General features: G+C 41.9%; 20 protein-coding genes, 1 tRNA gene and 1 pseudogene. 5 read left to right on the top strand and 17 right to left on the bottom strand.

The features are described from left to right. Positions 1–4: 4 nt before the first annotated feature. The 3 genes from ABT996_RS03145 to ABT996_RS03135 form a co-directional block, all read right to left on the bottom strand. Positions 5–77, bottom strand: a tRNA-Lys gene (locus ABT996_RS03145). 132 nt (positions 78–209) lie between these two features. Beyond that, a complete protein-coding gene (locus ABT996_RS03140; protein WP_010690149.1) occupies positions 210–776 on the bottom strand; it encodes an ECF transporter S component in 567 nt (188 codons plus the stop codon). Between the two features lie 18 nt (positions 777–794). After that, positions 795–1,619, bottom strand: a complete 825-nt coding sequence (locus tag ABT996_RS03135; protein ID WP_035446959.1) for a pyridoxamine kinase — start codon at positions 1,617–1,619, stop codon at positions 795–797. Between the two features lie 191 nt (positions 1,620–1,810). Here ABT996_RS03135 and ABT996_RS03130 point away from each other — a divergent pair, with 191 nt between their 5' ends. Further along, complete coding sequence (locus ABT996_RS03130) at positions 1,811–2,182, top strand: DUF1304 domain-containing protein (protein WP_010690147.1); 372 nt, start codon at positions 1,811–1,813, stop codon at positions 2,180–2,182. Between the two features lie 52 nt (positions 2,183–2,234). On the opposite strand, the gene ABT996_RS03125 is transcribed toward ABT996_RS03130, so the two are convergent. After that, positions 2,235–3,476, bottom strand: a complete 1,242-nt coding sequence (locus ABT996_RS03125; RefSeq protein ID WP_010690146.1) for a NupC/NupG family nucleoside CNT transporter — start codon at positions 3,474–3,476, stop codon at positions 2,235–2,237. A gap of 993 nt (positions 3,477–4,469) precedes the next feature. Here ABT996_RS03125 and ABT996_RS03120 point away from each other — a divergent pair. Next, entirely contained in the window at positions 4,470–7,133 is a 2,664-nt protein-coding gene (locus tag ABT996_RS03120; protein WP_035446961.1) for an HAD-IC family P-type ATPase, read from the top strand. Between the two features lie 129 nt (positions 7,134–7,262). Beyond that, positions 7,263–7,772, top strand: a complete 510-nt coding sequence (locus tag ABT996_RS03115) for an acyl-CoA thioesterase (RefSeq protein WP_010690144.1) — start codon at positions 7,263–7,265, stop codon at positions 7,770–7,772. Positions 7,773–7,824: 52 nt separating this feature from the next. Here the strand turns inward: ABT996_RS03115 and ABT996_RS03110 are convergent, their stop codons facing one another. Then, positions 7,825–7,971, bottom strand: a complete 147-nt coding sequence (locus ABT996_RS03110; RefSeq protein WP_168731169.1) for a hypothetical protein — start codon at positions 7,969–7,971, stop codon at positions 7,825–7,827. An 813-nt stretch (positions 7,972–8,784) separates the two neighbouring features. Here ABT996_RS03110 and ABT996_RS03105 point away from each other — a divergent pair. Continuing rightward, positions 8,785–9,489 (top strand): annotated as a pseudogene (locus ABT996_RS03105) (SAM hydrolase/SAM-dependent halogenase family protein). An 80-nt stretch (positions 9,490–9,569) separates the two neighbouring features. Here the strand turns inward: ABT996_RS03105 and ABT996_RS03100 are convergent. The 10 genes from ABT996_RS03100 to ABT996_RS03055 all read right to left on the bottom strand — a co-directional run bounded on the left by ABT996_RS03100 (position 9,570) and on the right by ABT996_RS03055 (position 21,105). After that, complete coding sequence (locus ABT996_RS03100; RefSeq protein ID WP_035446962.1) at positions 9,570–10,070, bottom strand: hypothetical protein; 501 nt, start codon at positions 10,068–10,070, stop codon at positions 9,570–9,572. A 148-nt stretch (positions 10,071–10,218) separates the two neighbouring features. Further along, entirely contained in the window at positions 10,219–11,049 is an 831-nt protein-coding gene (pflA, locus tag ABT996_RS03095) for a pyruvate formate-lyase-activating protein (protein ID WP_035446964.1), read from the bottom strand. Positions 11,050–11,088: 39 nt separating this feature from the next. After that, positions 11,089–13,350 carry a formate C-acetyltransferase gene (pflB, locus tag ABT996_RS03090; protein ID WP_035446965.1) on the bottom strand — a complete coding sequence of 754 codons (2,262 nt, stop codon included), beginning with the start codon at positions 13,348–13,350 and terminating at the stop codon, positions 11,089–11,091. 191 nt (positions 13,351–13,541) lie between these two features. Next, positions 13,542–14,807: a glycosyltransferase family 2 protein gene (locus ABT996_RS03085; protein WP_035446967.1), complete on the bottom strand. Its 1,266-nt coding sequence runs from the start codon at positions 14,805–14,807 to the stop codon at positions 13,542–13,544. A gap of 157 nt (positions 14,808–14,964) precedes the next feature. Further along, positions 14,965–16,263 (bottom strand): adenylosuccinate synthase, encoded by a 1,299-nt coding sequence (locus ABT996_RS03080; protein ID WP_035446968.1) that lies wholly within the window; start codon positions 16,261–16,263, stop codon positions 14,965–14,967. Between the two features lie 192 nt (positions 16,264–16,455). Continuing rightward, positions 16,456–16,755, bottom strand: coding sequence for a hypothetical protein (locus tag ABT996_RS03075; protein WP_005920938.1), 300 nt, complete (start codon positions 16,753–16,755; stop codon positions 16,456–16,458). Between the two features lie 39 nt (positions 16,756–16,794). Further along, entirely contained in the window at positions 16,795–17,514 is a 720-nt protein-coding gene (locus ABT996_RS03070) for a MerR family transcriptional regulator (RefSeq protein WP_005920934.1), read from the bottom strand. Positions 17,515–17,793: 279 nt separating this feature from the next. Then, positions 17,794–19,143, bottom strand: a complete 1,350-nt coding sequence (locus ABT996_RS03065) for an NCS2 family permease (RefSeq protein ID WP_035446970.1) — start codon at positions 19,141–19,143, stop codon at positions 17,794–17,796. Between the two features lie 197 nt (positions 19,144–19,340). Next, positions 19,341–20,264 (bottom strand): cysteine synthase A, encoded by a 924-nt coding sequence (gene cysK, locus ABT996_RS03060; RefSeq protein WP_035446971.1) that lies wholly within the window; start codon positions 20,262–20,264, stop codon positions 19,341–19,343. A gap of 13 nt (positions 20,265–20,277) precedes the next feature. Next, on the bottom strand, positions 20,278–21,105 hold the full coding sequence (locus tag ABT996_RS03055; protein WP_035446973.1) for a homoserine O-acetyltransferase/O-succinyltransferase family protein: 828 nt from the start codon (positions 21,103–21,105) through the stop codon (positions 20,278–20,280). A 162-nt stretch (positions 21,106–21,267) separates the two neighbouring features. On the opposite strand from ABT996_RS03055, the gene pepF reads away from it, so the two are divergent. Further along, entirely contained in the window at positions 21,268–23,070 is a 1,803-nt protein-coding gene (pepF, locus tag ABT996_RS03050; protein ID WP_035446975.1) for an oligoendopeptidase F, read from the top strand. Positions 23,071–23,405: 335 nt separating this feature from the next. Here pepF and frc read toward each other — a convergent pair whose 3' ends face one another. Both frc and oxc read right to left on the bottom strand, forming a co-directional pair. Beyond that, on the bottom strand, positions 23,406–24,764 hold the full coding sequence (gene frc / locus ABT996_RS03045) for a formyl-CoA transferase (RefSeq protein ID WP_035446977.1): 1,359 nt from the start codon (positions 24,762–24,764) through the stop codon (positions 23,406–23,408). A 6-nt stretch (positions 24,765–24,770) separates the two neighbouring features. Beyond that, positions 24,771–26,507: an oxalyl-CoA decarboxylase gene (gene oxc / locus ABT996_RS03040; RefSeq protein WP_010690130.1), complete on the bottom strand. Its 1,737-nt coding sequence runs from the start codon at positions 26,505–26,507 to the stop codon at positions 24,771–24,773. Between the last annotated feature and the right edge of the window lie 116 nt (positions 26,508–26,623).

Raw genomic sequence — 26,623 nt, 5'->3', positions numbered from 1 at the left:
GTGATGGGTGGTCAGGGGATCGAACCCTGGACCCACGGATTAAGAGTCCGTTGCTCTGCCAGCTGAGCTAACCACCCAATTTATCAACAAAAAATATTATAGCAAAGAAGCCCTGCTAAAACAAGCAAAATTTTAAAAATATTTTTATGGATAAAAATAAGATCTGTTTGGACAACCCCAAACAGATCTTATTTTCTAAATTCAGTTGTTTATAATGAGCCTCGGCGCTGATGCACCAAGGTGTAGATCTTTTTGATCACGAAATACAATAATGGTACGCAGATCGCCGTTGAAATGGAATTGATGACAGTCGCCGGTAAGCTGAAAAAGGCGGCCACCGCAGCTGTTTTAAAGCTTGTCCCGACCATCAATGCTTCAACGATCGAAGCTAGATACGAAGTCACGATCTTAGTCGATCCTGCAGCTATCGCCAAAATCATGATATTTCGCTGACTGTCAACATATCTCATAGCCTTGAAAAGTCCGGAAATTATCAAAGCTACAACTATGACCTCAAGCATCGTCAGCCAAGAGACAGCAATGTATCCATTTAAGATATCAAAACCACCCAGGCCAATGATACCGGCCAACATACCATTGCGTTTTCCCAAAAAAAGAATCGCTGTTACTGTCAATGTATTGCCAAAATGGATAAACGGGCGGCCGACCATCGCAGGGATCGGGATCCGTAACGTCCAAATGCCAATATAGATCAGTGCAGCAAATAGACCCGTTAAAATGACCGCCCGCAATGTATTTTGCTGGTCACGCAACATAGTATTTCCTCCAAAAAATCATAACTTTTCTAACAAATATGGTAATGCACGCGCATAATCGACGCCAAAACGCTGATCTCTAGGGGTCGGTGTCAGCTTTATCGCCTGAAAAATAAATTCCATCGCGAGATTCGCAGCAGCCTTGACCGCTTTCCCCTTCATGATCCCCGCCAGTAAAGCACTGGCAAACAGATCACCTGTCCCAAAAAAGTTCCCAGCCAATTTGGGACGCGTCAAGATCCAAGTTTGGCCCATTTCATAACCGATCACGGCGATCTTGTCACCGCAGTCTATCCCAGTTAAGATCGCAGTTTCTAACTTGAATTTAGTTGCAAAACGCACAAGCAGTTGCGTTGCTTCAGCGATCGCTAGTGGAGAAGTAGTCAAAGCCTCATCTAAAAGCAGTTGGGCTTCCGTTAAATTTGGAGTTGCGATCGTTGCTTGGTGCACTAATTTGCGCATCTGTACTACATAATTCATGTCAAAACCGCGGTAAAGTTTACCATGGTCGGCCATTACGGGATCAACTAAAAAAAGCGTTTCAGGTGTCTTAAGAACTGACAAATGCTGTAAGATCACATCTAAAGGTCTAGCCCCCAAATATCCCAGATAGACGGCTGAAAACCTAAGTTGTAATTTTTGCCAATGCTGGAGAATGTGTGACATTTCAGAAGAAAGATCTAAGTAGGTATTTTCACCAAAGCCCCCCGTATGCGTTGATAAGAGTGAGGTCGGTAAAACATCTGGTCTCAAGTTTGCAGCCGCCAGCAAGGGTAGCGCTACACTCATGGAAACCTGACCCACACAGGACAGATCCTGACTGATCAAAACATCGGCATGCATTCTGTCACATCCTTTTCATACATCTGCAACTGATATCTGTTAGAGCGCTCAAACATAAGAGCTTGTATGTATTATATCATCTTTAATGTTTACTAACCACGGCATTTGGCATTCTTTTGCATTTAATTGTGGAATTATTGCATGCAACATTATATAATACTTCTATTAATTTAGTTAAAGGAGTTTTTTGCATGTCGATCATCTCAACTGTCCTGATCATAGTCGTTGCCCTGGAAGCTCTCTATATCATGGGAATGGAAATGTTTGGGAGTGAAGAAAAATTACATCAAACTTTTGGCCTTAGAAAAGAGTATCTCAAAATGCCCGAAGCGCGTGTCGCAATGGCTAACCAAGGACTATACAATGGTTTTATCGGTATCGGTCTCTTGACCTGTCGCTTTATTTTCCCAGAAAATGCTCAATATATGGGGAGTATGATGTTTGTGATCTTCGTTATTGTCGCCGCAGTCTATGGCTGGTTAAGTGCTAAGAACCCTAAGATCCTACTTGCCCAAGGAACACCAGCTATCCTGGCTTTACTTGCACTTTTGATCTTTAAATAAAAAATGGTCGCCTGAATGAAAATTCAAGCGACCATTTTTATTACTATTTATTTTACCAAACGAATAAACCAACCATTGCTGCAGATAAGAGGGAAACTAAGACCCCTGAAAGCAACATGTAGCCAACGTTTTTGGAGATAAGATCGTTCTTTTCACGATCAACGATACCTTTGAAACAGCCAATGATCATCCCGACCGTTGAGAAGTTAGCAAAGGAAGTTACAAAGACTGTCAAGACAGCTTTGTAGTGTGGTGCAAAGTCATTGATCGTGCTTGTTACACGACCCATAACAACAAATTCATTTGTAACTAATTTTGTACCCATATATTGTGCAAATTGGAAAGCTTCGCCGTGTGGTAAGCCCATCAACCATGCAAGTGGGTACATAATGATCCCGAGAATGTGTTCCAAGGAAAGCCAAGGATTGATCATACCAAGTAACTTATCGATCAAGGCTGCCAAAGCAACAAAGGCGATAACGTTAGCGGCAATGATCAAGACCAAGCGACCAGCGCCTAAGATGGAATCACCCAAGAAGGAGAAGAATGGTTCTTTTTTAGCATTACCATCAGCATCAACATCACCGATCTCAGTTTCAGCCATCGCTGAGCCTTTCATCGTAGCGATCGTGTCTTCTTCTGGTGTAACAGTGACTGGGTTCAATAAAGCAACTACGATCAACGCATTGATAACGTTGACTGGAACCGCCGTAAGGATATATTCCCCAGGCATCATTTGCGTATAAGCACCGATGATCGAAGCTGTCACACAGCTCATCGACATCATCGCTAACGTTAAATTACGTTTAGCATTGATCTGCTTAAGTTGTAAAGAAGAAACCGCCAAAGCTTCTGTGTTACCAAGAAACATCATTTCGATCGCAAAGAATGATTCAAACTTAGGTTGTCCTGTAATAAAGGATAACCCACGTCCGATCCACTTGATGATCCATGGCAAGATACCGATATAAGTCAAGATATCAAACAATGGAACGACCATCAAAATTGGAAGCAACACTTGCACGAACCAGTCCATTTGTTTAACTTGGACCATGCTTGGAAGTGCAAATTCGATCCCGATATATGCGATCTTCATCAATTCATTAAAACCAGCAGCAGCACCTTGAACGATCATCCGTCCACCTTCAAAGCTGGTCAAGAACCAAGCTAATACGAGGTTAAAGATGACCATCGTACCTACACCACGCCAATTGATCTCACTGCGGTTCTTAGAAAAGATCACGCCGACCGCAAGGAAGATCACTAAACCTAAAACATTTATTGCTAAATACAAGATTATTTCTCCTCTCTCTATCAATAAAATAAATAGCAATTTATAAATGACTGTAAAACTTCAATTAGTATATCTATTTCTTTGGGATTTGTAAATATTTTTATTAACATGGTTTAATTTTTAAAAATAATAAAAATATAATTTAATCCGCCAAAAGATACGTACCAATCGCAAGTAATAAACTTAACAAACTACAAAAATAGCAAACATTGCTCAATACCATCTCCGAACGATTACCTAGAGATTATAATGTTAACCAAAAAATAATTTAAAATCACACTTAATTTTAGCAAAACATTCGGAAGTGGTAAAGAATGACACCCAAAAAATGAAAGCGCTTGACTTTTGAGTGTCATTTAGTATAATTAAAGGTGAAAAGGGGGCAATTAAGCCTTCACATGTTACGCACATACTAGCGTCTGACATTGACGTAGCAGGTGTTTTGGACACTTTGGTCTGAGGGCTTGGATCCTCCTTTTAGAACCACCCCCGACAGTTCAAATAAACGGATCGCCAATAATGTAAAATAAGATCGTGAAAGAACATAAAGGTGGCGATGAAAGGTCTATTTGACTGTGCTATATATAATATAGACCATGGAACTCCTAGCTAGCTTCCATGGTCTTTTTCTGTATTTAACAAGGTTTTTAGAAATTAAAACGAATGTTATATCCAATGTAGATCATATTTTTCGTTTTTTATTAATATCATCACTATTTACTAAGCCATACCTCTTAAACTTTACCTAAGCTGTTTTAAGTTTACTTTAAATCTCTTTGTAACCAGTTCCATCACCTTGCTTATCATAGTAAAATATACTTAAATTATTCGAACTATTAAATCACATAGAAAGGTAGGTAACACGAGTGGACGACCCTTATCCGCCTCGCGCTATTTTTGTACGCTTAGAAAAGATTTTCTTTGTCTATCGTAGTTAGTGCTAGGCAGCAAATGTTAGTGCTAGATATGAATTACAGAAAGGAAATATAATAAGTGAGACCTTATCAGAAGAATTTAGAAGAATTACTACAAAATTATGAGCAAGAGGACCCTTTACAGGGCCTTTCAACCAAAACTGCAACTGAAAGACTAGCAAGTGACGGGCCTAATGCCCTAGTTGCTAAAAAAACACCAAACTGGCTGTTATTTATCCGCCAGTTCAATAACATGATCATCTATATCTTGTTATTTGCGACACTATTGACGCTTTTTCTAGGACACTATACCGACGCGATCGTGATCAGTGTCGTGATCATCGCCAACGCTATGATCGGTTACTATCAAGAAGCAAACGCCGCTGATGCTTTAGCTAAGATCAAAGACTTGCTGGCAACTAACGCCACGGTCTACCGTGATGGGATCCGACAAGATATCGATGCGACCAAATTAGTTCGGGGCGATGTCGTCTTTCTTGAAGCGGGTGACCAAGTTCCCGCCGATCTACGTTTGATAAAGACCGCTGACCTTAGGATCCAAGAGTCCGCTTTGACGGGTGAAGCAGATGCGGTGACCAAACACGCTGATGCTTTAGAAACAGCTGACTTACCTTTGGCTGAACAAGCAAACATGGCTTTTTCATCCACTACAGTCGTCAACGGTTCTGGTTTAGGCGTGGTCGTAGCGACCGGTGAAAAAACCGAATTAGGAAAGATCTCGACCGCAGTTGCTAGCGCTAAAACGCGGCCAACTCCATTAGTCAAAGAGATCAACGCTTTAGGTAAAACCGTTTCACTTTGCGTTTTAGGGGCAGCCGTCTTACTGTTTATCTTAGGTTTTATCTTTGAGACCTATTCCCTACCCGTCTTGACTTTAGCGATCGTAACGATGATCGTTGGCTCGATCCCTGAAGGCCTGCCAGCTACGACTTCGGTGATCTTAGCTTTAGGTGTGTCTGACCTCGCTAAAAATAAAAATGCGATCGTTAAATCACTGCCTTCAGCTGAAACATTGGGGGCGGTCGATGTGATCGCAACAGATAAGACCGGGACATTGACTAAAAACGAAATGACCGTGACCGACATTTACATTGATGAACGTCATTTTTCCGTCAGTGGTAGTGGTTATGCTCCAACTGGGACGTTATTTATCAATGGTGAAGCGACTACTGAACGTGAAGCTAAGCTAAAAGAGCTTCTCTTAGCTGGTTATTTTGCCAACGATACGACTTTGACCCAAGTTGATGATACTTGGACGATCAACGGTGAACCAACTGACGGAGCTTTCTTGACCGCTTATCACAAGTTGATGCCAAACAAAGAAAGTGTCCAACTAGAAAAATTAGATCTCTTGCCTTTTGATTCGTTCCACCGTTACATGGCAAGCCTTATCCAGCTTTCAAATGGTGCTAAAAAGATCTATCTGAAAGGTGCACCAGATAAGTTGTTCAACTTTGCCCAACAACAAGATCCAAACTTTGAGCGTTCATTTTGGCAAGCCAAAGCCGACCATTTAGCCAACCAAGGCAAACGCATCGTGGCTTTAGGTGTGATCAAAGACGCTGACCAAATCACTGAACTAGAACATGAACATCTCGAAAATGGCTTTACCTTCCTGGGCTTGACCGGGATCATCGACCCGCCACGCCCAGAAGTTATCACAGCTTTACGTGAGATGAACAAAGCCAAAGTCGAAGTCAAAATGATCACCGGCGACGCTCCCCTGACCGCAGCTGCGATCGGACGTCAATTAGGCTTATCTGATGGTGAATTGCACACGATCACTGGGGTAGAATGGGATCAACTGACGACAAAAGAAAAGTGTGAAGCAGCCGTTAAAAATCAGATCTTTGCTCGGACAACACCGGAAAACAAACTCGAGATCATCGAAGCTTTACAGCAAAGTGGCAAGGTTACGGCGATGACTGGTGACGGTGTCAATGATGCCCCTGCGTTGAAAAAAGCTGACATTGGGGTTTCTATGGGGATCAAAGGAACTGACGCTGCTAAAGAAGCTTCCGATATGATCTTAACCGATGATAACTTTGCGACTTTAGCTACTGCGATCAAAGAAGGTCGCCGGATCTACGACAATATCAAAAAGAGTATCCTCTTCTTATTGCCGACTTCATTTGCTGAAGGGCTGATCATCTTCTTGACGATCCTTTTCAACCAAGAGATGCCTTTGCAAGCGACCCAACTGCTTTGGATCAACTTAGTCTCTGCGATCACGATCCAATTTGCGTTCATCTTTGAACCAGGTGCAAGTGACTTGATGAAACGTCCACCACGTAAGAGCAATAGCCGCTTAATCTCAGGACGTGAAATGCTTCAGTTAGGCTATGTTTCATTACTGATCGCCTTAGTCGGCTTAGGTGCTTATGAGCTGCTGATCGCGACAGGTGCTTCGGCAACGCTAGCAAGTACAGCGATGGTCAATATCATCGTCTTTAGCAAGATCTTCTACTTGTTCAACATCCGCACCGAAGAATCGGCCTTCTCGAGTGCTTCATTCACAAATAAAAAGGCCTTCTCGATCATCTTAATCATGATCTTGTTACAAATGGGATTGACCTACTTGCCATTCATGCAAGATGCCTTTAGCACAACGGGGATGCAACTAGGCGAATGGATCTTGACGATCGTCTGCGGTTTTAGCGTGCTAGCTGTGACTGAATTGGATAAATTCTTTAAACTTCGCTTAGCTCGGGCTAGAAACTAATTTTAAATGAGAAGCTCACCATGGTGTTTAGGCATCATGGTGAGCTTTTTTGCTATCCATTGCCACACGCTTCTTGCGCTAGATCTCAAACACCTATGTTACAATAAAGCTAAAAAAGAAGGTGTCCACATGTCCGAAACTATCTCGTGTCGGCAAACACTTGCCGTGACTAGCCATCGCGTCCTAGCTAGCGACCTAAACGAACATGAAACTGTCTACGGGGGCGCACTACTATCTCTACTCGACGGGACGGCCTCGATCTCTGCCAGTCGTTTTGCCCGCTCACAATGTGTCACAGCTGCCCTCGACCAGGTCAACTTCATCAAGCCTTTTGTGCTAAATGACTCACTATGTATCGAAAGCTACGTGACTGGGCACGGTAAACGGTCGCTCGAAGTTTTCGTCAAAGTCATCGGCGAGCATCTCGATACCGGTGAACGTTTCTTAGGGATGACCGCCTTTTTGACCTTTGTTGTTTTAGATAAACAAGTCATTTTACCCGAACTGAGCGCTGAAACACTGGAAGAAAAAAGCCTCTGTGCTGACTTTCAAAAACGCGAAGCTTATCGACGCCAAAAAATAGCCGAACAAAAGAAACTTCAAGCTTCATTGAGCCTAGATTTTCCGTGGCAAAGTTAAAATTATCAAAAAAGTACGCCTTGAGCCGATCTCAAGACGTGCTTTTTTAATATTATTTTTTGTTCGTTAAAGAACCACTATCGACCGCACCTTGCGCCAAGTTCAATAACAACTTGATCGCTTCTTCATAACTACAATCTCTTTCGTTCATAACTGTCCTGATCAACTCTTCAGTTGACGTCTTAGATGAGATCATCATACTAGTTCCGCACTATATCATGTGAGCAACACCAAAAGGATATAGCCTTCCTTTCTCCAAGATCTGAAGCGCCCCGCTTCTCTTACCGTACATTGAACACTCATAGCAGGCCCACATCTAACCTTTGATCTGCCACGTATGTCTACCACCAACTAGCAAACACGTGTTCATTTATTTTCGTTACTTTTATATTCTAGCGCGCCACCATCAAAAAATAAAGCATTAATATTGTTCAATTTTTTTAACTATCGCAACTATCCGTGGTAAGACAAGCAAACTTCCCTATAAAAAAATTTTGGACTTCTTTTTTATTCATTTTCACTCGCAAATATTAATTAAAAGCTTTAATAACAACAATAATACGATTTTTCTTATAGTCCGCCACAAAGCCTTATCCAACTTGCTTTCATAGTCATTTACATTCTTTTATATGTTATTATTAATTAAACTTTTAATATACATAAGTTAATAGTTATGGTTGTTTGAGATAAAATTTTGCGTAGCTAGTTAAAAACAATTGACGTTCATTTCAAAAACAGCTATAATCGCACTAACTTGATCGAACTATCGCTTTGATGAGATGAGTGGCAACGCCCAACAGAGACTAGCTCAATGCTGAGAGAACTAGATGTTAGCCACGGATGAACTCGGAGCTGTCCAACGGTGCGAGCCGTTAACGTCCGAACTGGGCCTCCAATTCATGAGATAGCCAGTGTGAGCTGACTATAAATCAAGGTGGTACCGCGGTAAAACGTCCTGACGATTCTTTCGTGAGGGCGTTTTTTGTTTCTAGCAAAGAAAGGTGGAATTTTGATGACAAATAAGCAATTAGTATTACAAACTGATTTTGGTTTAGGAGATGGTGCGGTCAGTGTGATGTATGGTGTCGCTAAAACGATCGCTCCCGCATTGCATGTGGCCGATCTGACCCATGAGATCACACCTTACAACATTTGGGAAGCTTCCTATCGTCTCTACCAAACGCTCAGTTATTGGCCAGTTGGAACGGTCTTTGTTTTCGTCGTTGATCCTGGCGTCGGAAGCGACCGTAAAAGCGTCTGTGCGCTCACTAAAACGGGTCACTATGTTTATTACACCAGACAACGGTACCCTTACGCATATCGCCAAATTTTTTGGTTTAAAAGCCGTCCGTAAGATCAATGAAACTACGAGCCGCTTGCCCACTCCGATGAAAGTCACACCTTCCATGGCCACGATGTCTACGCTTATAATGGTGCCCGCTTAGCCAGTGGCCAACTCGATTTTTCTGATATTGGACCTAAGATCAACCCAGCCACGATCGTCAAATTGCCACCAGTCGTCACTGCCGATTCGATCACCGGCATGGTCGATATCTTAGATGTGCGCTTTGGCTCAAAGAAAAAGCGGACTTGGTATACACAACAACCGTTCAAAGCAAGCGACTGGTTCGTCGTCATTTTAGCTATCGCATTATTTGGGATCACACTTTACCTCTTCAAATTGAATCATGGGCGTTTTTATGACCCATTCAACTAAAAAAGCTACCAGTCTACACTGATAGCTTTACATAGAACGATCAAAAAACTGGTCACGATCAAACATCGCGATCAGTTTTTTTATTTTATCAGCATCACTACCACGATCCCGATCACCTCTAAAACAGCATAGGTCCCGGTCAGATATAATGTTCCACGCTTATCTTGTTTACTCAACTGATAGTAGATCACACCAAAGAGCAGTATTTGTAAGATATTATTATTCACGTAAGCTGATCCAAAGACTGATCCTGTGATCACTATATAACTAGCTGAAAAAACACTAAGCAGACAATTAACGATCACCAGTGTCAAAAATAATGCCTCTTTATCGCCTTGATCGCTAGCTATGATCACTAAGAGACCGATACCCCATATTACTAAAAAACCAATCAAAGAGCCGATCGCTGTCCCAATGAGCGTGATTGCATTAATAAAGAATTTTCCTTCAAGCGGTACCTCAGCTGGGAGGGGCGTTGCTACTTGTGTAACAAGATAGACCCCCGCCACTGAAAGAGCAACGACTAAAAAGACAAGGCCCACCTTGGTCAACACAGATAATTTAAGTCCTGAATGTGACATCTCGAACACCTCTTTTTACAATTATTTTCTTCAGTATATACTGTTTTATCACATGGTAGTCCAAGTAAGCATAAGTGGTCATTTATTCGACTTATTTGGCTATCAAAAAAAGCAGAGACCATAATGATCTCTGCTCGTTAGCAACGACTTAAAGCCCCTGCTCTTTTGTATTTATCCCTGGCTTCCAAGTTAAATAGCCTTTATAGTCATCTACGCAAAGGAGTTTTTCAGCATTTTCGATCCGATCAGCCGTTGGCGGTTCAACACCTTCCAAGCGATACTTGATCCCCATTTCCTTATACTTACGAACTCCCATTGTGTGATAAGGCAAGACTTCGACTTTCTCGACATTTTTCAACGTCTTAATATATTCGCCGAGTTCTTTTAAATACTTATCATTGTCGGTGATCCCTGGGACCAAAACGTGTCTGATCCAAACTGGTTTACCGAGTTCAGATAGATACTCACACATGTCAAGAATGTTCTCGTTTGGATAACCGGTCAAGAGTTTATGCTCATCGGAGTTGATATGCTTGATGTCCACCAATAAAATGTCGGTATATTCCAGCAACTCATTGAATAAGCTAAACCATGGTTCACGGCGCGTAAATGGCGCTCCACATGTGTCCAAGCAAGTGCTGATACCAGGTTCTTTACACTTCTTGAACACTTCCAAAGCAAATTCTGGTTGCAATAAGATCTCGCCTCCTGAGAGGGTGATCCCACCGTCTTCACCCCAGAATCCTCGGTACGGTAAAGCTTTTTCTAAAAGTTCACTGGCGGTCATTTGCGTCCCAACATTTTTCTTCCAAGTATCTGGATTGTGGCAAAACTTACAACGCATATTGCATCCCTGCATGAAAGCCACAAACCTGATCCCTGGTCCATCGACTGCGCCAAAGGTTTCAAGGGAATGCACGTAGCCTAAAACCTGACCGTCTTTAGTTGGAACTGGATTAATATATGGATTAGCTTTCATTATTACGCCGCCTTTACTAATTGACTGTTGTGCTCTTAACTACATTGAAGTATGGAATGTTCTTGAAATAACGTCATCTTGTTGTTCCTTGGTCAGATCAGCGAAGTATACACAGTAACCAGAAACACGCACGGTCAACGTTGGATATTCTTCTGGATGTTTTTGAGCATCAAGTAAAGTATCACGGTTGAAGACGTTGATGTTTAAATGGTGACCTTCATTCTTCATATAACCACTGATCATGTTTACCAAGGTCTTTTCTTCTAATTTTTCATCGTGACCAAGTGTTGATGGTGTTACGGCGAAAGTATTGGAGATCCCGTCTGTTGCGTAGCGATATGGTAATTTAGCTACGGAAAGCAAGGATGCCAATGCCCCGTGTGTTTCAGCACCGTAAGCTGGGTTAGCACCTGGTGAGAATGGTTCGCCTGCTTGACGGCCATTAGGTGTTGTCCCGGTATTCTTACCGTAAACAACATTAGAAGTGATCGTCAAAACAGATGTTGATAACTTAGCATCACGGTAGAGGTGATGTTTGTTCATCTTGGTGTAAAGTTGTCTTACTAACCATGCAGCGATCTCGTCAGCACGGTCATCGTTGTTACCATAACGTGGGAAGTCTTTTTCAGTCTTGAAGTCAACTGCCACACCGTTTTCATCACGGATAACTTTAACTTTACCGTACTTGATAGCTGAAATGGAGTCAGCAGCAACTGCTAAACCAGAGATACCTGTCGCAAATGTACGATCTAAACGTGTATCCTTCAAAGCAAGTTGGGCTGATTCATAGTAATACTTGTCGTGCATGTAATGGATCACATTCAAAGCATTTACATAAACGTCAGCGACCCATTCCAACATGTCATCGAATTTCTTCAAGAATTCATCATAATCAATGTATTCTGAAGTGATCGGTGCATAAGCTGGACCACATTGCATCTTGGTCAATTCATCGACCCCACCGTTGATCGCATAAAGAACGGTCTTAGCCAAGTTAGCACGAGCCCCGAAGAATTGAACACCATCAGCGATCGGTTGCGCAGACACACAGCAAGCAATGCCGTAATAGTCTGTGCCCCATGTTTCCATCATCAATTCATCATTTTCGTATTGGATCGTTGAACTTGCGATCGATACACTAGCTGCGTAGTTCTTGAAGCCTTCTGGCAAACGTTCTGACCATAATAAGGTGATGTTTGGTTCTGGCGCAGCACCCATGTTATGCAAGGTGTGCAAGAAACGGAAAGCTGTCTTTGTAACGTGGTGACGGCCATCCATACCCATCCCAGCGATCGATAACGTTGCCCAAATTGGGTTACCAGAGAACAAGGAGTTGTATTCTGGTGTCCGAATGAATGTTACCATCCGGAGTTTCATTGTGAATTGGTCGATCAATTCTTGTGCTTCTTTTTCGGTCAATAAACCGTTGTCCATATCACGTTTGATATAGATATCGATAAATGAGTCGATCCGGCCGATAGACATCGCAGCCCCATTTTGTTGCTTGATGGAAGCTAAGTAGCCGAAGTACAACCATTGGATAGCTTCACGCGCATTGGTAGCTGGATAAGAAATATCGTAGCCGTAAGAAGCAGCCATTTTCTTCATGTCTTGTAAAGCACGAATTTGTTCGGAAACTTCTTCACGTAAGCGAATAACTTCATCTGTCATTTGACCGTCGCCATAGTTAGCTAAGTCATCTTTCTTAGCTGCGATCAAGCGATCGATCCCGTAAAGAGCAACACGAGGGAAGTCAGCGATGATTCGACCACGACCGTATGAGTCAGGTAAGCCTGTCACGATCTTGTTGTGGCGTGCACGCTTAATTTCGTCATTGTATGCATCAAAAACGCCTTGGTTGTGTGTCTTATGCAAGTCGGTGAAGATCCGTTCTGTTTCCGGATCAATTTCCATCCCGTAAGCAGCCAAAGCAACTTTAGCCATCCGAATACCACCATAAGGCATCAAAGCTTTTTTCATTGGCTTATCTGTTTGCAAACCAACGATCTTTTCTAAGTCTTTATCTAAATAGCCTGGTTTGTGTGAAGTGATCGTAGAAACAACTTTGGTGTCAGCATCTAAAACGCCACCAGCAGCACGTTCTTTCAACTTGATGTCAACTAACATGTCGTTTAATTTTGTGGTTGCTTCAGTTGCTTCTTCAAGGAATGATTGATCACCATCATAAGGTGTGTAGTTACGGTTGATGAAATCACGTACATCGATCTCGTCTTGCCAGTCCCCGCCGTTAAAACCGTTCCAAGCAGTTGTTACTGTTTCTTTGCTGTTGTCTTTGAGCATCTATATTCCTCCCTGTGTAAAAAATCCGTCTGACCTAAATAATATAACCTAGCACGTACTAAAAAACGTTTGTTAACGTTTTCATCCTTATATTATCTAAAATCGCGCATAAAAACAAGTCATAATCCATTATTTTTGTACAATTTTAAAAAAATGTTATTTCTATTTTTTTACTTAAATATAATGAAATATTAAGCTTTTTCGCCCACGCCAACATGGGTCGTTTTGACCCACTTAGTCTGGCGCCGAATTTTCTTATAACAGGCCAAAACGATCGCAAAATAAAAAAGGTAATTATACCCCAACATGATGGTCATAAAGAACAGCTTCTTAATAATTCCTAAGCGCCGAGTCTCGTGTTCATAAATACTTAGAATATAGAAATTAAAACAACTATTGATAAACAATAGACTCACTACGATCGGCCAATACAACTGGATAAACCAACTGACAAAGACCAAGACTAACAGATTCGCAAGCCCTGTCGCTAGCGAGATGAATGGTAACAACAAATAAAATGTCATTTCCATTTTAGCTTTAGTTCCTATGGCTTTACTTAATAAGATCTTGGGCCAATAACCCACTAAGCAGTCTAATCCCCCCTGAGTCCAACGAGCACGCTGGCGGATAAAGGGCCGAACTTGAGCAAGTGCCTCTTGATAGACCACGATCTCAGAAGCATAGTGGGTCGCTTTAGCTTGCAGTAAAAAGCGCGTGCTAAACTCAAAGTCTTCCAGCAAGGCATTGCCCCACGGATAATACCCGTTTACTGCACTGACCCGGATAAATTGGCCATTCCCTGACGCTGCTGCATTACCTAACCGATTCCGGATGTTTTGGATCCAATTATTGATGATGACAAATTCGATATCTTGTAGTTTTTGTAGCCAATTTTGCTCCTTAAACATAGCTACACGTGTTTGTAACAACGATAATTCTGGATCAAATGCAAAGTGTTCCATGACCCGCAGATAAGCTGCTTCATCCATATAAGCGTCGGCGTCTAAAACACCACAGATCACGCGCTTACGCAAACTTGGGGCTAGTGGCTCAACGAGTTGCTGGTACGCCCAATTTAATGCCTCGCCCTTACCCTGTTGCGCTTCTGGCAAATACCGTTGCAGCAGCTGGACTTTGCTCCCACAGGCCAGTTGTTGCAACGTTTCATTAACGACTTGAGCTGTCTGATCACTTGAGGCATCATCAATGATCACCATTTTAACTTGTGGTAAGCTTGCTGTCTGCGCCACAAAATTGGTGATCGTCTGCCTGATGACTAGCGCTTCGTTTAGCGCTGGGACCAAGATGATCAGTTGCTCAATGGGCTCTTTTAGCTGCGTTTGTTGCAGCTTTTGATCTTGCCCAAATAAAATTAAAATCAGCACCCACACCAAATAGATACCTATTCCAACAAAAGAGACACTAAAGATCAATTCATCGATGACCGATCCCTCCATTTAGTGCTTTTTGTTAAAAAACCATATAGATTTTACCACACGATTAACTCTAAATGATATAGCTAATTTATTTTAAATAAAAGTAGATATTTTTTAATCTTTTTACCTAAAAAGAGGCTGATAGCCACGAATGACTACCAGCCTCTTTCTAATTTATTTAAATTTCTTCCCAAATATCCTTTAAGACATTTGTTTGATCACGATCTGGACCAACAGAGAAGGTCGAAACTTCGACGCCAACTAATTCTTCGATACGTTTAACATAGTTACGCGCATTTTCAGGTAGATCAGCTAAAGTCTTAACCCCTGTGATATCTTCTTTCCAGCCTGGCATTGTTTCATAAATTGGCTTGCATTGTGCCAATTCTTTCAAGCTAGCTGGGTAACGGTCGATCTTTTCACCGTTCAATTCATAAGCTGTACAGATCTTGATCTCATCTAAGCCAGTCAAGACATCCACACAGTTCAAGCACAAGTTGGTCAAACCTGAGACCCGCTTGGAGTGACGCATTACGACACTATCGAACCAACCGATCCGACGTGGGCGTTTCGTGACTGTCCCATATTCATGACCCGCTTCACGGATGTAGCTACCGATCTCATCGTGTAACTCAGTTGGGAATGGACCATCACCAACACGTGAAGTATAAGCTTTGCAGGCACCCACAACTTTATTGACCTTTTCTGGACCAACGCCAGAGCCAGTTGTGACCCCACCGGCGATCGGGTTAGAAGATGTAACGAATGGATATGTCCCATGATCAACATCTAACATAACACCTTGAGCACCTTCAAATAAAACATGTCCGCCGTTGTCCAACGCATCATTTAAAATAACTGATGTATCAGCTACATACTTCTTGATACGTTGACCATATTCATAATATTCATTGTAAATTGTTTCAAAATCAAGCGGTTCGCCTTCATAATCGTACATCTTTTGGAATAAACGATTCTTTTCTTCCAAATTACGACGTAGCTTTTCAGCAAATGTATCTGCTTCTAACAGATCTGCGACCCGAATACCGATACGAGCTGCTTTGTCCATGTAGCAAGGACCGATACCCTTATTAGTCGTACCGATCTTGTTGTCTTTTTTGGCGCTTTCTTGTAAGCTGTCCAAGACAATGTGGTATGGCAAGATCACGTGCGCACGGTTTGAAACACGAAGGTTATCTGTTGGGATTCCATTTTCATGCAAGTATTCCAACTCAGCAACTAACGACTTAGGATTCAAAACAACGCCATTACCAATGACACTGATCTTATCGGAATAAAAAATTCCAGATGGGATCAAGCGCAATTTATAGGTCTTACCATCAAAAGCGATCGTATGACCGGCATTGTCTCCACCTTGATAACGTGCGATAACATCGGCATTTTTACTCAAGAAATCAGTGATCTTTCCTTTGCCTTCATCGCCCCATTGACTACCAACAACTACTACTGATGACATATACAGTCCACCTCATAATATTTCTAAGCATTACTCTGCTTGCTAGTCTAAATTAATGACCTTGATAATTGTAACAATCAAGCTTAGTTTTTTCAAGCAATTACGAATATTACTTCGCTAAAAAAAGGCTAAGTTTATTAATTGCGAACTTTAGCCTTTTTAATTTAAATTATTCTGATTTAAAACGAATAACTAATCCCAAGGATCATAGCGCCGAAAGGGCAATAAGCTACGCGTCCGGGATAATTCTTCCATTTGTTTGACGATCGCTAGTGTTTCTGCACTCATTTTGATCTTACCTTTGCCCCGTAGCACCGCCTCATAGGACGCTGTTACCATTTTTTCCATAATGATCTGGGGCGCGATCTGGCGGTCTGCCAAGGCATCTTTTCCGTAAGCGACGATCTTTAAAAATACTTTGTCATCGGTGCTTTGCTCAAAAGACTGTGTCAATTCATTTGCCAGCCGTGCGATCTCTTTGCGTGACTTCATCTCACTCACCTCATCTACATCTTACACCAAAGCTAAAAATTAAGCTTGTTTATCGGCATAGACTTCGATACAAAAATTTTTCTGTCTACAATTTGGACACACTAATTTTCGTGTACTCGGAGTGTGGGTAGACCAAAAATACTCTTTGAGTCCTGGACGAAATTGGTGCTGACAGTTAGGACAAATATACGCCGTATGCTGCCAAACATAGCGCACTAAAGCTGTTGTGAGCCCGATCGAGATCACTAAAGCCCCGGCTACTAACCACCATGAGCCATGGGTCAAGAATACATAGCTGATACTGCCCCACAAGATCAAGTCGATCACCAGTCCAATACCGATCATTTGCCAGTGTAATTGATGTAATTTCTTTGTCTTTTCCATTTCAAACTCAATTCCTTTCGTAAAATTTCCCGGGAAAACTTGAAATTTCTCCAGTTGCTCGGCTAAATAATCCAACTTGGTGGCGCGTTTTTTAGCCAATTCCAAAGCCTTAGCATTTTGTTCTTGGTGCTCCGCCACTAACAGCTGTAAAATTTTATAGTTTTCCGGTGTATCTAATAGACCTTTGATATCTTTTAGCGTGAAACCTAGTTCTTTATAGGTCAAGATCAGTTCTAAACGTGTGACTTGATCTTCAGCATATAAGCGGCGATCTGCTTCAGTACGACTAGCGACTAATAATCCTTGCCGTTCATAATACTGCACCGTCCGCAAAGTGACATGACACTGTTCCGCTAATTGTCCACTTGAATACATTATTGGCCCCCTTTCTAACTTCACTATAAATGATAACGTTACGTCATCAGCAAGTAAAAAGATAAGAGTGTGGGCCAAAGCGGTCAGCTCCGTACAGATAACAGAAAAATCACTATGATGCGTTTTTTGCATCGTGATCAGTTCATTCATATGCGTGCTAAAAAGGCCCTATCACGCTGCAAAACATACATCATGATAGGACCTGTTGTTATTCATACAATGCTGATCGTATTGTCGAACATTGTGTATCTAAGTCGTGCTCCGAAAATCAGCACTGTGTTAGTTATGTGGCAAGATATTTAGTACATACAACATCGCGATGAAGATGAAGAACAAGACGATGACCACTGGATTTAATTCTTTCCGACGGCCAGCCGCGATCATTGTGATCGGATAGACTAAGAAACCAAATGCGATCCCGTATGAGATGTTAGAGGTCAACGGCATTGCAATGATCGTTAAGAACGCTGGTAAGGCGATCTCGAATTTTTCCCAGTTGATAAAGCGCATCGATTGTGCCATCAAAGAGCCAACGATGATCAAGGCTGGGGCTGTAACTTCAGTCGTCACCACACTCAATAATGGTGAGAAGAATAAACTTAGCCCAAACATACCCGCGATCACTAATGAAGTAAAACCAGTCCGCCCCCCGACTGCGATCCCAGCAGAAGATTCAACATAAGCTGCCGTCGGAGTCGTTCCCATCACAGAACCAGCTAACATTGAAAATGAGTCAGCCATTAAAGCGCGCCCGATCCGAGGCATCTTATCATTTTTCATCAAGCCAGCCTGTTGGGCTAACCCGACTAAAGTACCTGCTGTATCAAAGAAAGTCACCAGTAATAACACGATGATCACAGCTAACATCTGTGGCGTGTTGATATTACCTAAGTTTGCTAGTCCGACCCCAAAAGTTGGTGCCAAACTTGGGATCGAAGAAACGATCTTATCTGGCATTGGGATCAAGCCTGTCACTAGGCCTAAAAGCGTTGTAGCTAAGATCCCGATAAAGATCGAACCTGGGACGCGGCGTGCCATCAATAAAGCAGTCACAAAGAAACCAAAGATCGTTAACCAGGTAGTTGGAACCGTCAATGATCCTAATTCGACTAACGAAGATTTGCTAGCAACGACGATCCCGCCACCCTTTAAGCCGACAAAAGCGATAAAGATCCCGATCCCAGCTGCCATTGCGAGCTTGAGATCATGCGGGATCGCATCGATAACGATCTCACGGATCTTGAATAATGAAAGTAACGTAAAGATAACGGAAGCCACCACGACCCCAGCCATTGCAGTCTGCCACGGGATCCCCATCGTTAAAACAACGGAATAAGTGAAAAACGCATTATCCCCTAGACCAGGTGCGATCCCGATCGGATAGTTAGCTAAAAATGCCATCAAGGTACAGCCGATGATCGCTGATAAGGCAGTTGCTGTGAAGACAGCACCCTTATCCATCCCTGCAGCCCCTAGGATATTAGCGTTGACGAACAAAATGTAGGCCATCGACACGAACGTAGTCAAGCCAGCAACGGTCTCCCGTTTAGTATTAGTTTTTAATTCTTTAAAATGGAAGGTTCTTTCGAGCCAACCTGCTTTGGTGGCTGTTGTTTGACCATTATCCAATTTCTTTCACCTCTGATTTATTTTTACTTTGATAAGTATTACACGTATGATTATAAAAATCAACCCCTAAATAGTTCGTGTTTTTATCAAAATGTATCCATTTTAAGGTAAAAAACTCCTGCTTCGGTTGAATAGCAGTATTTTAGCATGAATTTTCACAAAAAAAGACCACGCAAATTCACGTGGTCTGGTGGCAATTAGCCTTCAAATAATTCAGTTGAAAGATAACGTTCGCCGTTATCTGGGGCAACAGTCAAGACACGCTTACCAGCACCCAATTTTTTAGCTACTTCGATCGCGCCATAAATATTAGCACCAGCTGAGATCCCAGGTAAGAAGCCTTCATTTTTACCAACTTCGCGGGCCATCTCAAGCGCTTTTTGGCTTGGAACTTCTAAAATATCATCGTAAAGTTTTGTATCCAAGATCGAAGGCACAAAGCCAGCTGAGATCCCTTGGATCTTGTGCTTGCCCTTCTTACCTTCTTTTAAGACTGGAGATTCACTTGGTTCAAGAGCGTATACTTGAATATCAGCCTTCTTAGCCCGCAAAGCACGACCTACACCCGTCAACGTTCCACCCGTGCCGACCCCGGCAACAAAAGCATCGGGTAAGTCAGCTCCAAAGGCGCGCAAGATCTCTTGGCCAGTTGTTTGTTCGTGGATCAAAGCGTTAGCAGGGTTATCGAATTGCATCGGTAAGAAATAACCGTTCTTCTCAGCTAATTCCTTAGCGAGTTTGATCGCACCACCCATGCCTTCTTCACCTGGGGTCAAGATCAATTCAGCTCCATAACCTTGCATCAATTTACGCCGTTCGATACTCATCGTTTTTGGCATCGTGATCAATAAACGATAGCCCTTAGCCGCCGCTACTGCAGCTAATCCAATACCGGTATTGCCCGAAGTTGGTTCGATGATCGTGCCACCCTTGGTCAACTTGCCAGCTGCTTCAGCGGCTTGGATCATCGCTAAAGCTACCCGATCTTTGACTGAACCAGCTGGATTGAAAAATTCAAGCTTAACATAAACATCAGCTGCCTCAGCTGGAACAACATTATTCAACCTGACGATCGGTGTGTTCCCAATAGTATCTAAGATCGAATCATAAACTTTACTCATATCAAGACCTCCATTAATTTTTGATAAGTTCTTTAGCTTTGCGCGTCCCAGCTACTTGCTGTAACCAGTTAGCAAAGAATTGTTTTTGTAACGTTTCCCATAAAAACTGTGGTCGTCCATCAACATAGTAATTTTGGGGACGAGCTAGTGAATCTTTAGCACTTGGATCAACCGCTAATTCGCGTGTATATTCTTTTTGTAAGGCATCTCTACCATACTCCAAATGCGAAAATAAAAATGTCTGATGTTTTGTCGGTGCTTCAAGCAAGAAAGCTTCCCCTGTCTGCGAGACTGCTGTGATCTTTAACTCAGGGATCTGTTTTGCCTGACTAAGATCAATATCAGCATAACGCGCATGTGGGGCTAAAAAGCCCGGCGCTACTTGAGCTAATAACTTGGAATCACGTAAGACCTCTTGCGGATAGATCCCAAATAGTTTTTGGGGCAATAAGTATTTATCCACCCCATAAAAGTAGTTGACTGCAGCCATGGCGCCCCAACAGACATACAGCTGTTCGATCTTATTTTGAGCCAAACAGTCAAAGAGCTCCTGCAATTCATTGATATATGTGATCTCTGCAAAATCCAGTTTTTCGATCGGTGCCCCAGTTACGATGAAAGCATCCAGTTGCTTAACCTCATCTAACTCCAACGGACGAGCAATTCGCGTCACTTGAGCTGGAACTGGACGATCTTGATAGTGCTCTTTAGGATAAAAAAAAGTCAGTTCAACTGGATATGTCGTACTATTCAAGACCCGTTCGAATCGTCTTTTGGTGTCCAGTTTATCGTGCATCAAATTCAATACCCCGATTTTTAAGACATTTTCAGGCGTACGCATGACTATACCTTCCTTTCTCGGTAATTACAGCCAAGTCAATTTACTTGTATTCTGTAAGTTAAATTATACACTAGCTGCTTATAAAAGACAATTATACTACTATAAGTACTGAGCTTTATGCTATAATTTGGCAAACATTATTTTTACGAGGGGGACTTGCTAATGGCATTACCAAATCGAAAAGACATTGCACCAGAACTCACTTGGGATCTAACCGCACTTTACCCGAATGACACTGCTTGGTACGACGAGCTTAAAGCGTTAAAAAAACTCGTCACTGATTTTTCAGCTAACTTCGACGGACAGTTGACCACTCCAACCCAGATCATTGCTGGCTTGACCGCTTTAGAACAGATCGAACAAAAAGCATCTGTGATCGAACATTACGCTTTCTTGCAACAGGCAAGTGATATGACAGATCCTCACTACAATCAGCTACTAAAGCAAGCTGAACAAGTTTTAGCCTTTGTCAGTGCTAATATCGCCTTCTTTGATATCCAAGTTAGCCAAAATGACACGGCTAGCCTAGACGAAGTTGCAGCACGAGCACCGCATTTTGCTTCTGTCATTCGCCATTTAAAGAATGAGAAGCAACATCTTCTTGATCCTAAAACTGAAGCAGCTCTGGCCTTGTTAGGTCCGACTTTAAATGCACCGGAAGGGATCTATACAACGGCCCGCGCAGCAGATATGACATTTGAAGATTTTGAGGTCGATGGAAAGCTCTATCCTATGTCATTTGTCCTGTATGAAAATACCTATCAATACCACCCTAACTATAAAATACGCCAAAAAGCCTTCAAATCATTTTCCAAAACCTTGAAAAAATATCAGGATACCGTAGCAGCTACTTACTACACACAAGTTGCTAAGGAAAAGACTATGGCGACCCTCCGCGGTTTTGATTCAGTTTTTGATTATCTACTAGCTAAACAAGAAGTCTCACGTGAATTGTTTGACCGCCAGATCGATCTGATCTTAGATAAACTCGGACCAGTTATGCAAAAATATGCTAAACTCGTCCAAAAAGCTCATGGTCTAGAACAGATGACTTTTGCTGATCTACAGATCGATCTTGATCCTAGTTTTGCACCTAAAGTTAGCTTAGAAGAAGCACCTGCCTATATTCAAAAAGCAGTTTCGATCCTAGGCGTTGATTACGCCAAGATGGTCATGCGCGCCTTTGACGAACGGTGGATCGATTTTGCTGTCAATGCCGGTAAAGAAACTGGGGGCTTTGAGACCGATCCCTATGGCGTTCACCCCTATATCTTGATGTCATGGACTGACGAATTAGCTGACGTTTATACTCTGGCCCATGAACTCGGACACGCTGGTCAAGCGATCCTGACCGCTCAAAACAACTCGATCTTAGGTAGTGATCCGTCAATGTATCTGATCGAAGCTCCTTCAACCTTTAATGAATTATTGTTGACACACTCTTTGGAACAGAGTACGACCGATCCACGAATGCAACGTTTTGCCTATGCCAAGATGCTTACTAATACGTTCTACCATAACTTTGTGACTCACTTGCTGGAAGCTGCTTTCCAACGTGAAGTTTATCAACTTATCGATGCAGGTGCTTCATTTGATGGTGCTAAACTTGGCGAACTCAAACAAAAAGTGCTCAAGCGTTTCTGGGGTGATACGGTCATGATCGATGACCAAGCCGCTTTGACTTGGATGCGTCAATCACATTACTATATGGGCTTATACTCTTATACCTACTCAGCTGGTCTGACGATCGCTACCCAAGCTTATCTAAAATTACTAGCTGATCCACAAAAACAAGTCGGTGCTTGGCTTGAATTTCTAAAACTCGGCGACCAAAAAACACCGGTAGAAGCAGCTAAAGTTGCTGGCGTTGATATTTCAACTGCTGATCCGCTTGAAAATACGATCGCCTTTTTGGATGAGACCGTGGAAAAGATCAGAACTTTGTCCCAAGAGATCGCTAAATAAAGTTTCATGTGAAACATGTCAAGAGCGCAATATCATTAAATTAAGAGAACTAGCTTACACTGTTTTGCTAATGGTGTGAGATAGTCTCTTTTTTACTTTTATCATCTTCAGCGCGATCATCGTTCAAAAAAGACCAGCCTCAAACGAAGCTGGTCTTATAATTGACCTTTCAACTCACAAGCCCCATACCCTTGACCACGGATATTGAGCAAAATAGGTAAACTTTTGGTGTGGAACGCTAATTGTCATTTGAGGTAAAATGAACAAACCGTGGCAACACTATGAAATATCTAGCTTGTCAGCAAAAAGTTTTACTCTAGCTTTTAAGTGAGCGATCAGTGTTCTTTCCCATCGATAATAACGTGAACTCGTGGGTTCTTAGGGCTTTTAACTTTAGAAATAACACCTTTGTCAACTAAGTCTTCAATTTGATCTGGATCATAACCTAACTTAGTCAAAATTTCCTTGTTATTTTCACCTAGATCTGGTGCACGGTCGTAGGATGGAGTATAATTTGAAAGCGTAAATGGTAAACCAATAGTCTTAAAGTCACCACGACTCCCACCTTGGTCGATAGTAACGATCGCACCATCCTTATTTAAATCAGGATCATTTTCAAGTTCATGCCAGTCAAGAATAGGACCAACTGGAACACCAGCGGCACCGAGATCTTTAGTCAAAGTGTACTTATCGTATTGCATAGTGTAAGCTTCGATCAATGGATAAAGCTCTTCCTTATGTAATTGACGATGTTGCCAGTCGATAAATCTTGGATCTGTTTCCCATTCTGGGTGGCCCATTGCTTCACATAGTTTATCCCACTTCTTGTTCTCATTTTGAATAACAATATAAACATAGGCGTTTGGATCTGTTTCCCAACCTTTAGCTTTGTAGGTCCAGCCGATAACTTGGCCACCTTCAGTGTTTTCTGCTCGTGGGATCGCCTTACCCCATTTCCAGTCAGGGTAAACAGCATAGTGAGGAAGCGCACCGAGATTGTCCAACATAATTTGGTCACGTAATTTAATACGACAAAGATTTAATACAGCATCTTGCATTGATTGGTAAACGAAGGTCCCTTCACCAGTATGTTCACGTTGTAGTAAAGCTGCTAAGATACCAATAGCTAAGTGCATCCCTGAATTCGAGTTACCTAAAGCAGCGGCAGATTGGGTCGGAACATTGTCTTTACCCTTGTTCCAACCAGTAGCAGAGGCAGCCCCACCAGCAGATTGAGCAACTGGTTCAAAGGCCTTAACATTTTCAAAACGTGAACCTTGGTTGAAGCCCTTTAATGAAGCGTAGATCAATCTAGGATTCATTTTATGAAGTTCTTCCCAGCCAAAGCCATTTCTATCAGCAGATCCAGGAGCGATATTTTCCACGAAGATATCAGCTTTTTTGATCAAGTCGTACATGATCTTTTTACCTTCAGGGGTCTTGATATCTACAGTTAAGGATTTCTTATTTGCATTCAATTGTAAGAAATATAGACTCCAAGAATCTTCGATATCAAGTAATTCATTTCTAGTGGGATCACCAGTATTAGTCCGTTCGATCTTAATAACTTCAGCACCTAACCAAGCTAAAAGTTGAGTACATGAAGGACCAGATTGAACTTGAGTCCAGTCAATAACTTTGATCCCTTTTAATGGGGCATATGCATTTTGTTCATTTTTCTCATTTTCACTCATTATCACTCACTCCTTGTCAAGTTTTTCTTGTTCCGCTTCTTCAAGTGGTTTTAAGTTTAAGGTTGGATTTAAATTGCCAATGTGTCCCGATTCTTTACCCATTGATGGATCGATCTGAACATTTATGAGGCTTGGTCGGCCAGATCCAACTGCCTTAGCAAAAGTATCTTTCATCTCTTGATAATTAGTTACATAATAATTATCGCCGCCAAATGCTTTAGCGATCAGATCATATCTCCCAGTTGGGTCTAAGGTAGTTGGACCTAATTGATCAGGGACCACATTATCAATACCGTTATAAATACCACCATTGTTAATGACCACTACGGTGATAGGCAATTTGTAGCGACAGATCGTCTCTACATCCATCCCATCAAAACCAAAGGCACTATCACCAGCTAAAACAACTACATGTTTGCCAGTTTCAACAGCAGTGGCAATGGCATATCCCATGCCAACACCCATAACGCCCCAAGTACCAGTATCAAGTCTATGACGTGGCAATTTCATACCGATCATATCACGACCAATATCAAGGGTATTAGCACCTTCACTTACAAGATAAGTGTCTGGATGGTCTTGGAAGTATTCATTGATAGGTTCGATCGCACCGTAATAGCCAAATTTTGGATTGGTTTCGCCAGCTTGGATCCGCTTAGCAAATTTTGCATCATTTTTCGCAGTATCTTGAGCAATAGCTTCGGTCCAATCAGAAGGAACTTTATATCCTGTCGCTGTAAGAGCTGGGACTAACTTGTTTAAAATAGAAGTCAAGTCACCTTGAAGAGGGGCAGAGATCTTTTGAGCAGAATCGAATTGCGTAGGTTCAATATCCAATTGAATAAACTTAGCATTAGGGTTAAATTGAGGTGCACTTCCGTATGAAAGCATCCAGTTTAATCTAGCACCTACTAGAATTACAACATCAGCATTCTTTAACGATAATGAACGAGCTGCAGCAGCTGAATGTTTGCTGTCATCAGGAACAAGTCCCTTAGCCATAGACATTGGCAAGAACGGGATGTTGGTCTTATCTATTAATTCTTGAATTTGTTTTTCAGTCCTGTCATACGCAGCACCCTTGCCAAGAATTATTAACGGCTTTTTAGCTTGCTTAATAATATCAACAGCCCGAGCGATCGCTGCATCACTAGGTTCTTGTAAAGGAGCAGGGTCAACTAATTTGTAAACACCCATGTTCTTTTCACCCAGATCTTCGTTTAACTGTGCGATCGTATCTGCTGGCAAATCAAGATAAACACCACCTGGTCTACCAGAAACAGCAGTCCGAATAGCACGTGCAACTGCTAAACCAACATCTTGCGCTCTGTCTACACGATAAGCTTTTTTGCAGAAAGGCTTGGCAACATTATATTGATCTAAGCCTTCATAATCTCCTTGAGATAAATCAATAATATGCCGTTCCGAAGAACCAGAGATCATGATCAATGGAAAACAGTTTTTTGTTGCTTGAGCTAAAGCAGTTAGACCATTTAAAAATCCCGGTGCAGATACTGTCATCGCAACACCAGGTTTTTTAGTTAAAAATCCAGCTGCAGCTGCAGCATTTACAGCTGAATCTTCGCGACGAAAGCCGTAATACTTCATCCCACGTAATTCAGCTAATCTAGCTAAATCAGTGATCGGAATACCTACAACTCCGTACAGGTTATTAATACCATTTTTTTGTAAAGCGTCAATTAATAAACTGGCACCAGTCCTACTTAAAGATTTATCTACCATAACGCACCCTCCATGGTAATCAATTTATATAAAGGTACCAAATTACAAATTGGATACCCACACCTAAGTTATAACTTTTTTTATATTTATTAGCAAGAAAAAACTATCGGAAATTT

It is taken from the genome of Ligilactobacillus sp. RTP31139st1_D10_RTP31139_211217, assembly GCF_040226755.1.
Classification (GTDB): domain Bacteria; phylum Bacillota; class Bacilli; order Lactobacillales; family Lactobacillaceae; genus Ligilactobacillus; species Ligilactobacillus animalis.
This window is presented reverse-complemented; position numbering and strand designations above follow the sequence as displayed.

What these genes read in the sequence shown, in the direction of transcription:
- ABT996_RS03140 (WP_010690149.1), bottom strand. Translation starts at nt 776, where the DNA reads ATGTTGCGTGACCAGCAAAATACATTGCGGGCGGTCATTTTAACGGGT.
- ABT996_RS03135 (WP_035446959.1), bottom strand. Translation starts at nt 1,619, where the DNA reads ATGCATGCCGATGTTTTGATCAGTCAGGATCTGTCCTGTGTGGGTCAG.
- ABT996_RS03130 (WP_010690147.1), top strand. Translation starts at nt 1,811, where the DNA reads ATGTCGATCATCTCAACTGTCCTGATCATAGTCGTTGCCCTGGAAGCT.
- ABT996_RS03115 (WP_010690144.1), top strand. Translation starts at nt 7,263, where the DNA reads ATGTCCGAAACTATCTCGTGTCGGCAAACACTTGCCGTGACTAGCCAT.
- ABT996_RS03110 (WP_168731169.1), bottom strand. Translation starts at nt 7,971, where the DNA reads ATGATGATCTCATCTAAGACGTCAACTGAAGAGTTGATCAGGACAGTT.
- ABT996_RS03100 (WP_035446962.1), bottom strand. Translation starts at nt 10,070, where the DNA reads ATGTCACATTCAGGACTTAAATTATCTGTGTTGACCAAGGTGGGCCTT.
- pflA (WP_035446964.1), bottom strand. Translation starts at nt 11,049, where the DNA reads ATGAAAGCTAATCCATATATTAATCCAGTTCCAACTAAAGACGGTCAG.
- pflB (WP_035446965.1), bottom strand. Translation starts at nt 13,350, where the DNA reads ATGCTCAAAGACAACAGCAAAGAAACAGTAACAACTGCTTGGAACGGT.
- ABT996_RS03085 (WP_035446967.1), bottom strand. Translation starts at nt 14,807, where the DNA reads ATGGAGGGATCGGTCATCGATGAATTGATCTTTAGTGTCTCTTTTGTT.
- ABT996_RS03080 (WP_035446968.1), bottom strand. Translation starts at nt 16,263, where the DNA reads ATGTCATCAGTAGTAGTTGTTGGTAGTCAATGGGGCGATGAAGGCAAA.
- ABT996_RS03075 (WP_005920938.1), bottom strand. Translation starts at nt 16,755, where the DNA reads ATGAAGTCACGCAAAGAGATCGCACGGCTGGCAAATGAATTGACACAG.
- ABT996_RS03070 (WP_005920934.1), bottom strand. Translation starts at nt 17,514, where the DNA reads ATGTATTCAAGTGGACAATTAGCGGAACAGTGTCATGTCACTTTGCGG.
- cysK (WP_035446971.1), bottom strand. Translation starts at nt 20,264, where the DNA reads ATGAGTAAAGTTTATGATTCGATCTTAGATACTATTGGGAACACACCG.
- ABT996_RS03055 (WP_035446973.1), bottom strand. Translation starts at nt 21,105, where the DNA reads ATGCGTACGCCTGAAAATGTCTTAAAAATCGGGGTATTGAATTTGATG.
- pepF (WP_035446975.1), top strand. Translation starts at nt 21,268, where the DNA reads ATGGCATTACCAAATCGAAAAGACATTGCACCAGAACTCACTTGGGAT.
- frc (WP_035446977.1), bottom strand. Translation starts at nt 24,764, where the DNA reads ATGAGTGAAAATGAGAAAAATGAACAAAATGCATATGCCCCATTAAAA.
- oxc (WP_010690130.1), bottom strand. Translation starts at nt 26,507, where the DNA reads ATGGTAGATAAATCTTTAAGTAGGACTGGTGCCAGTTTATTAATTGAC.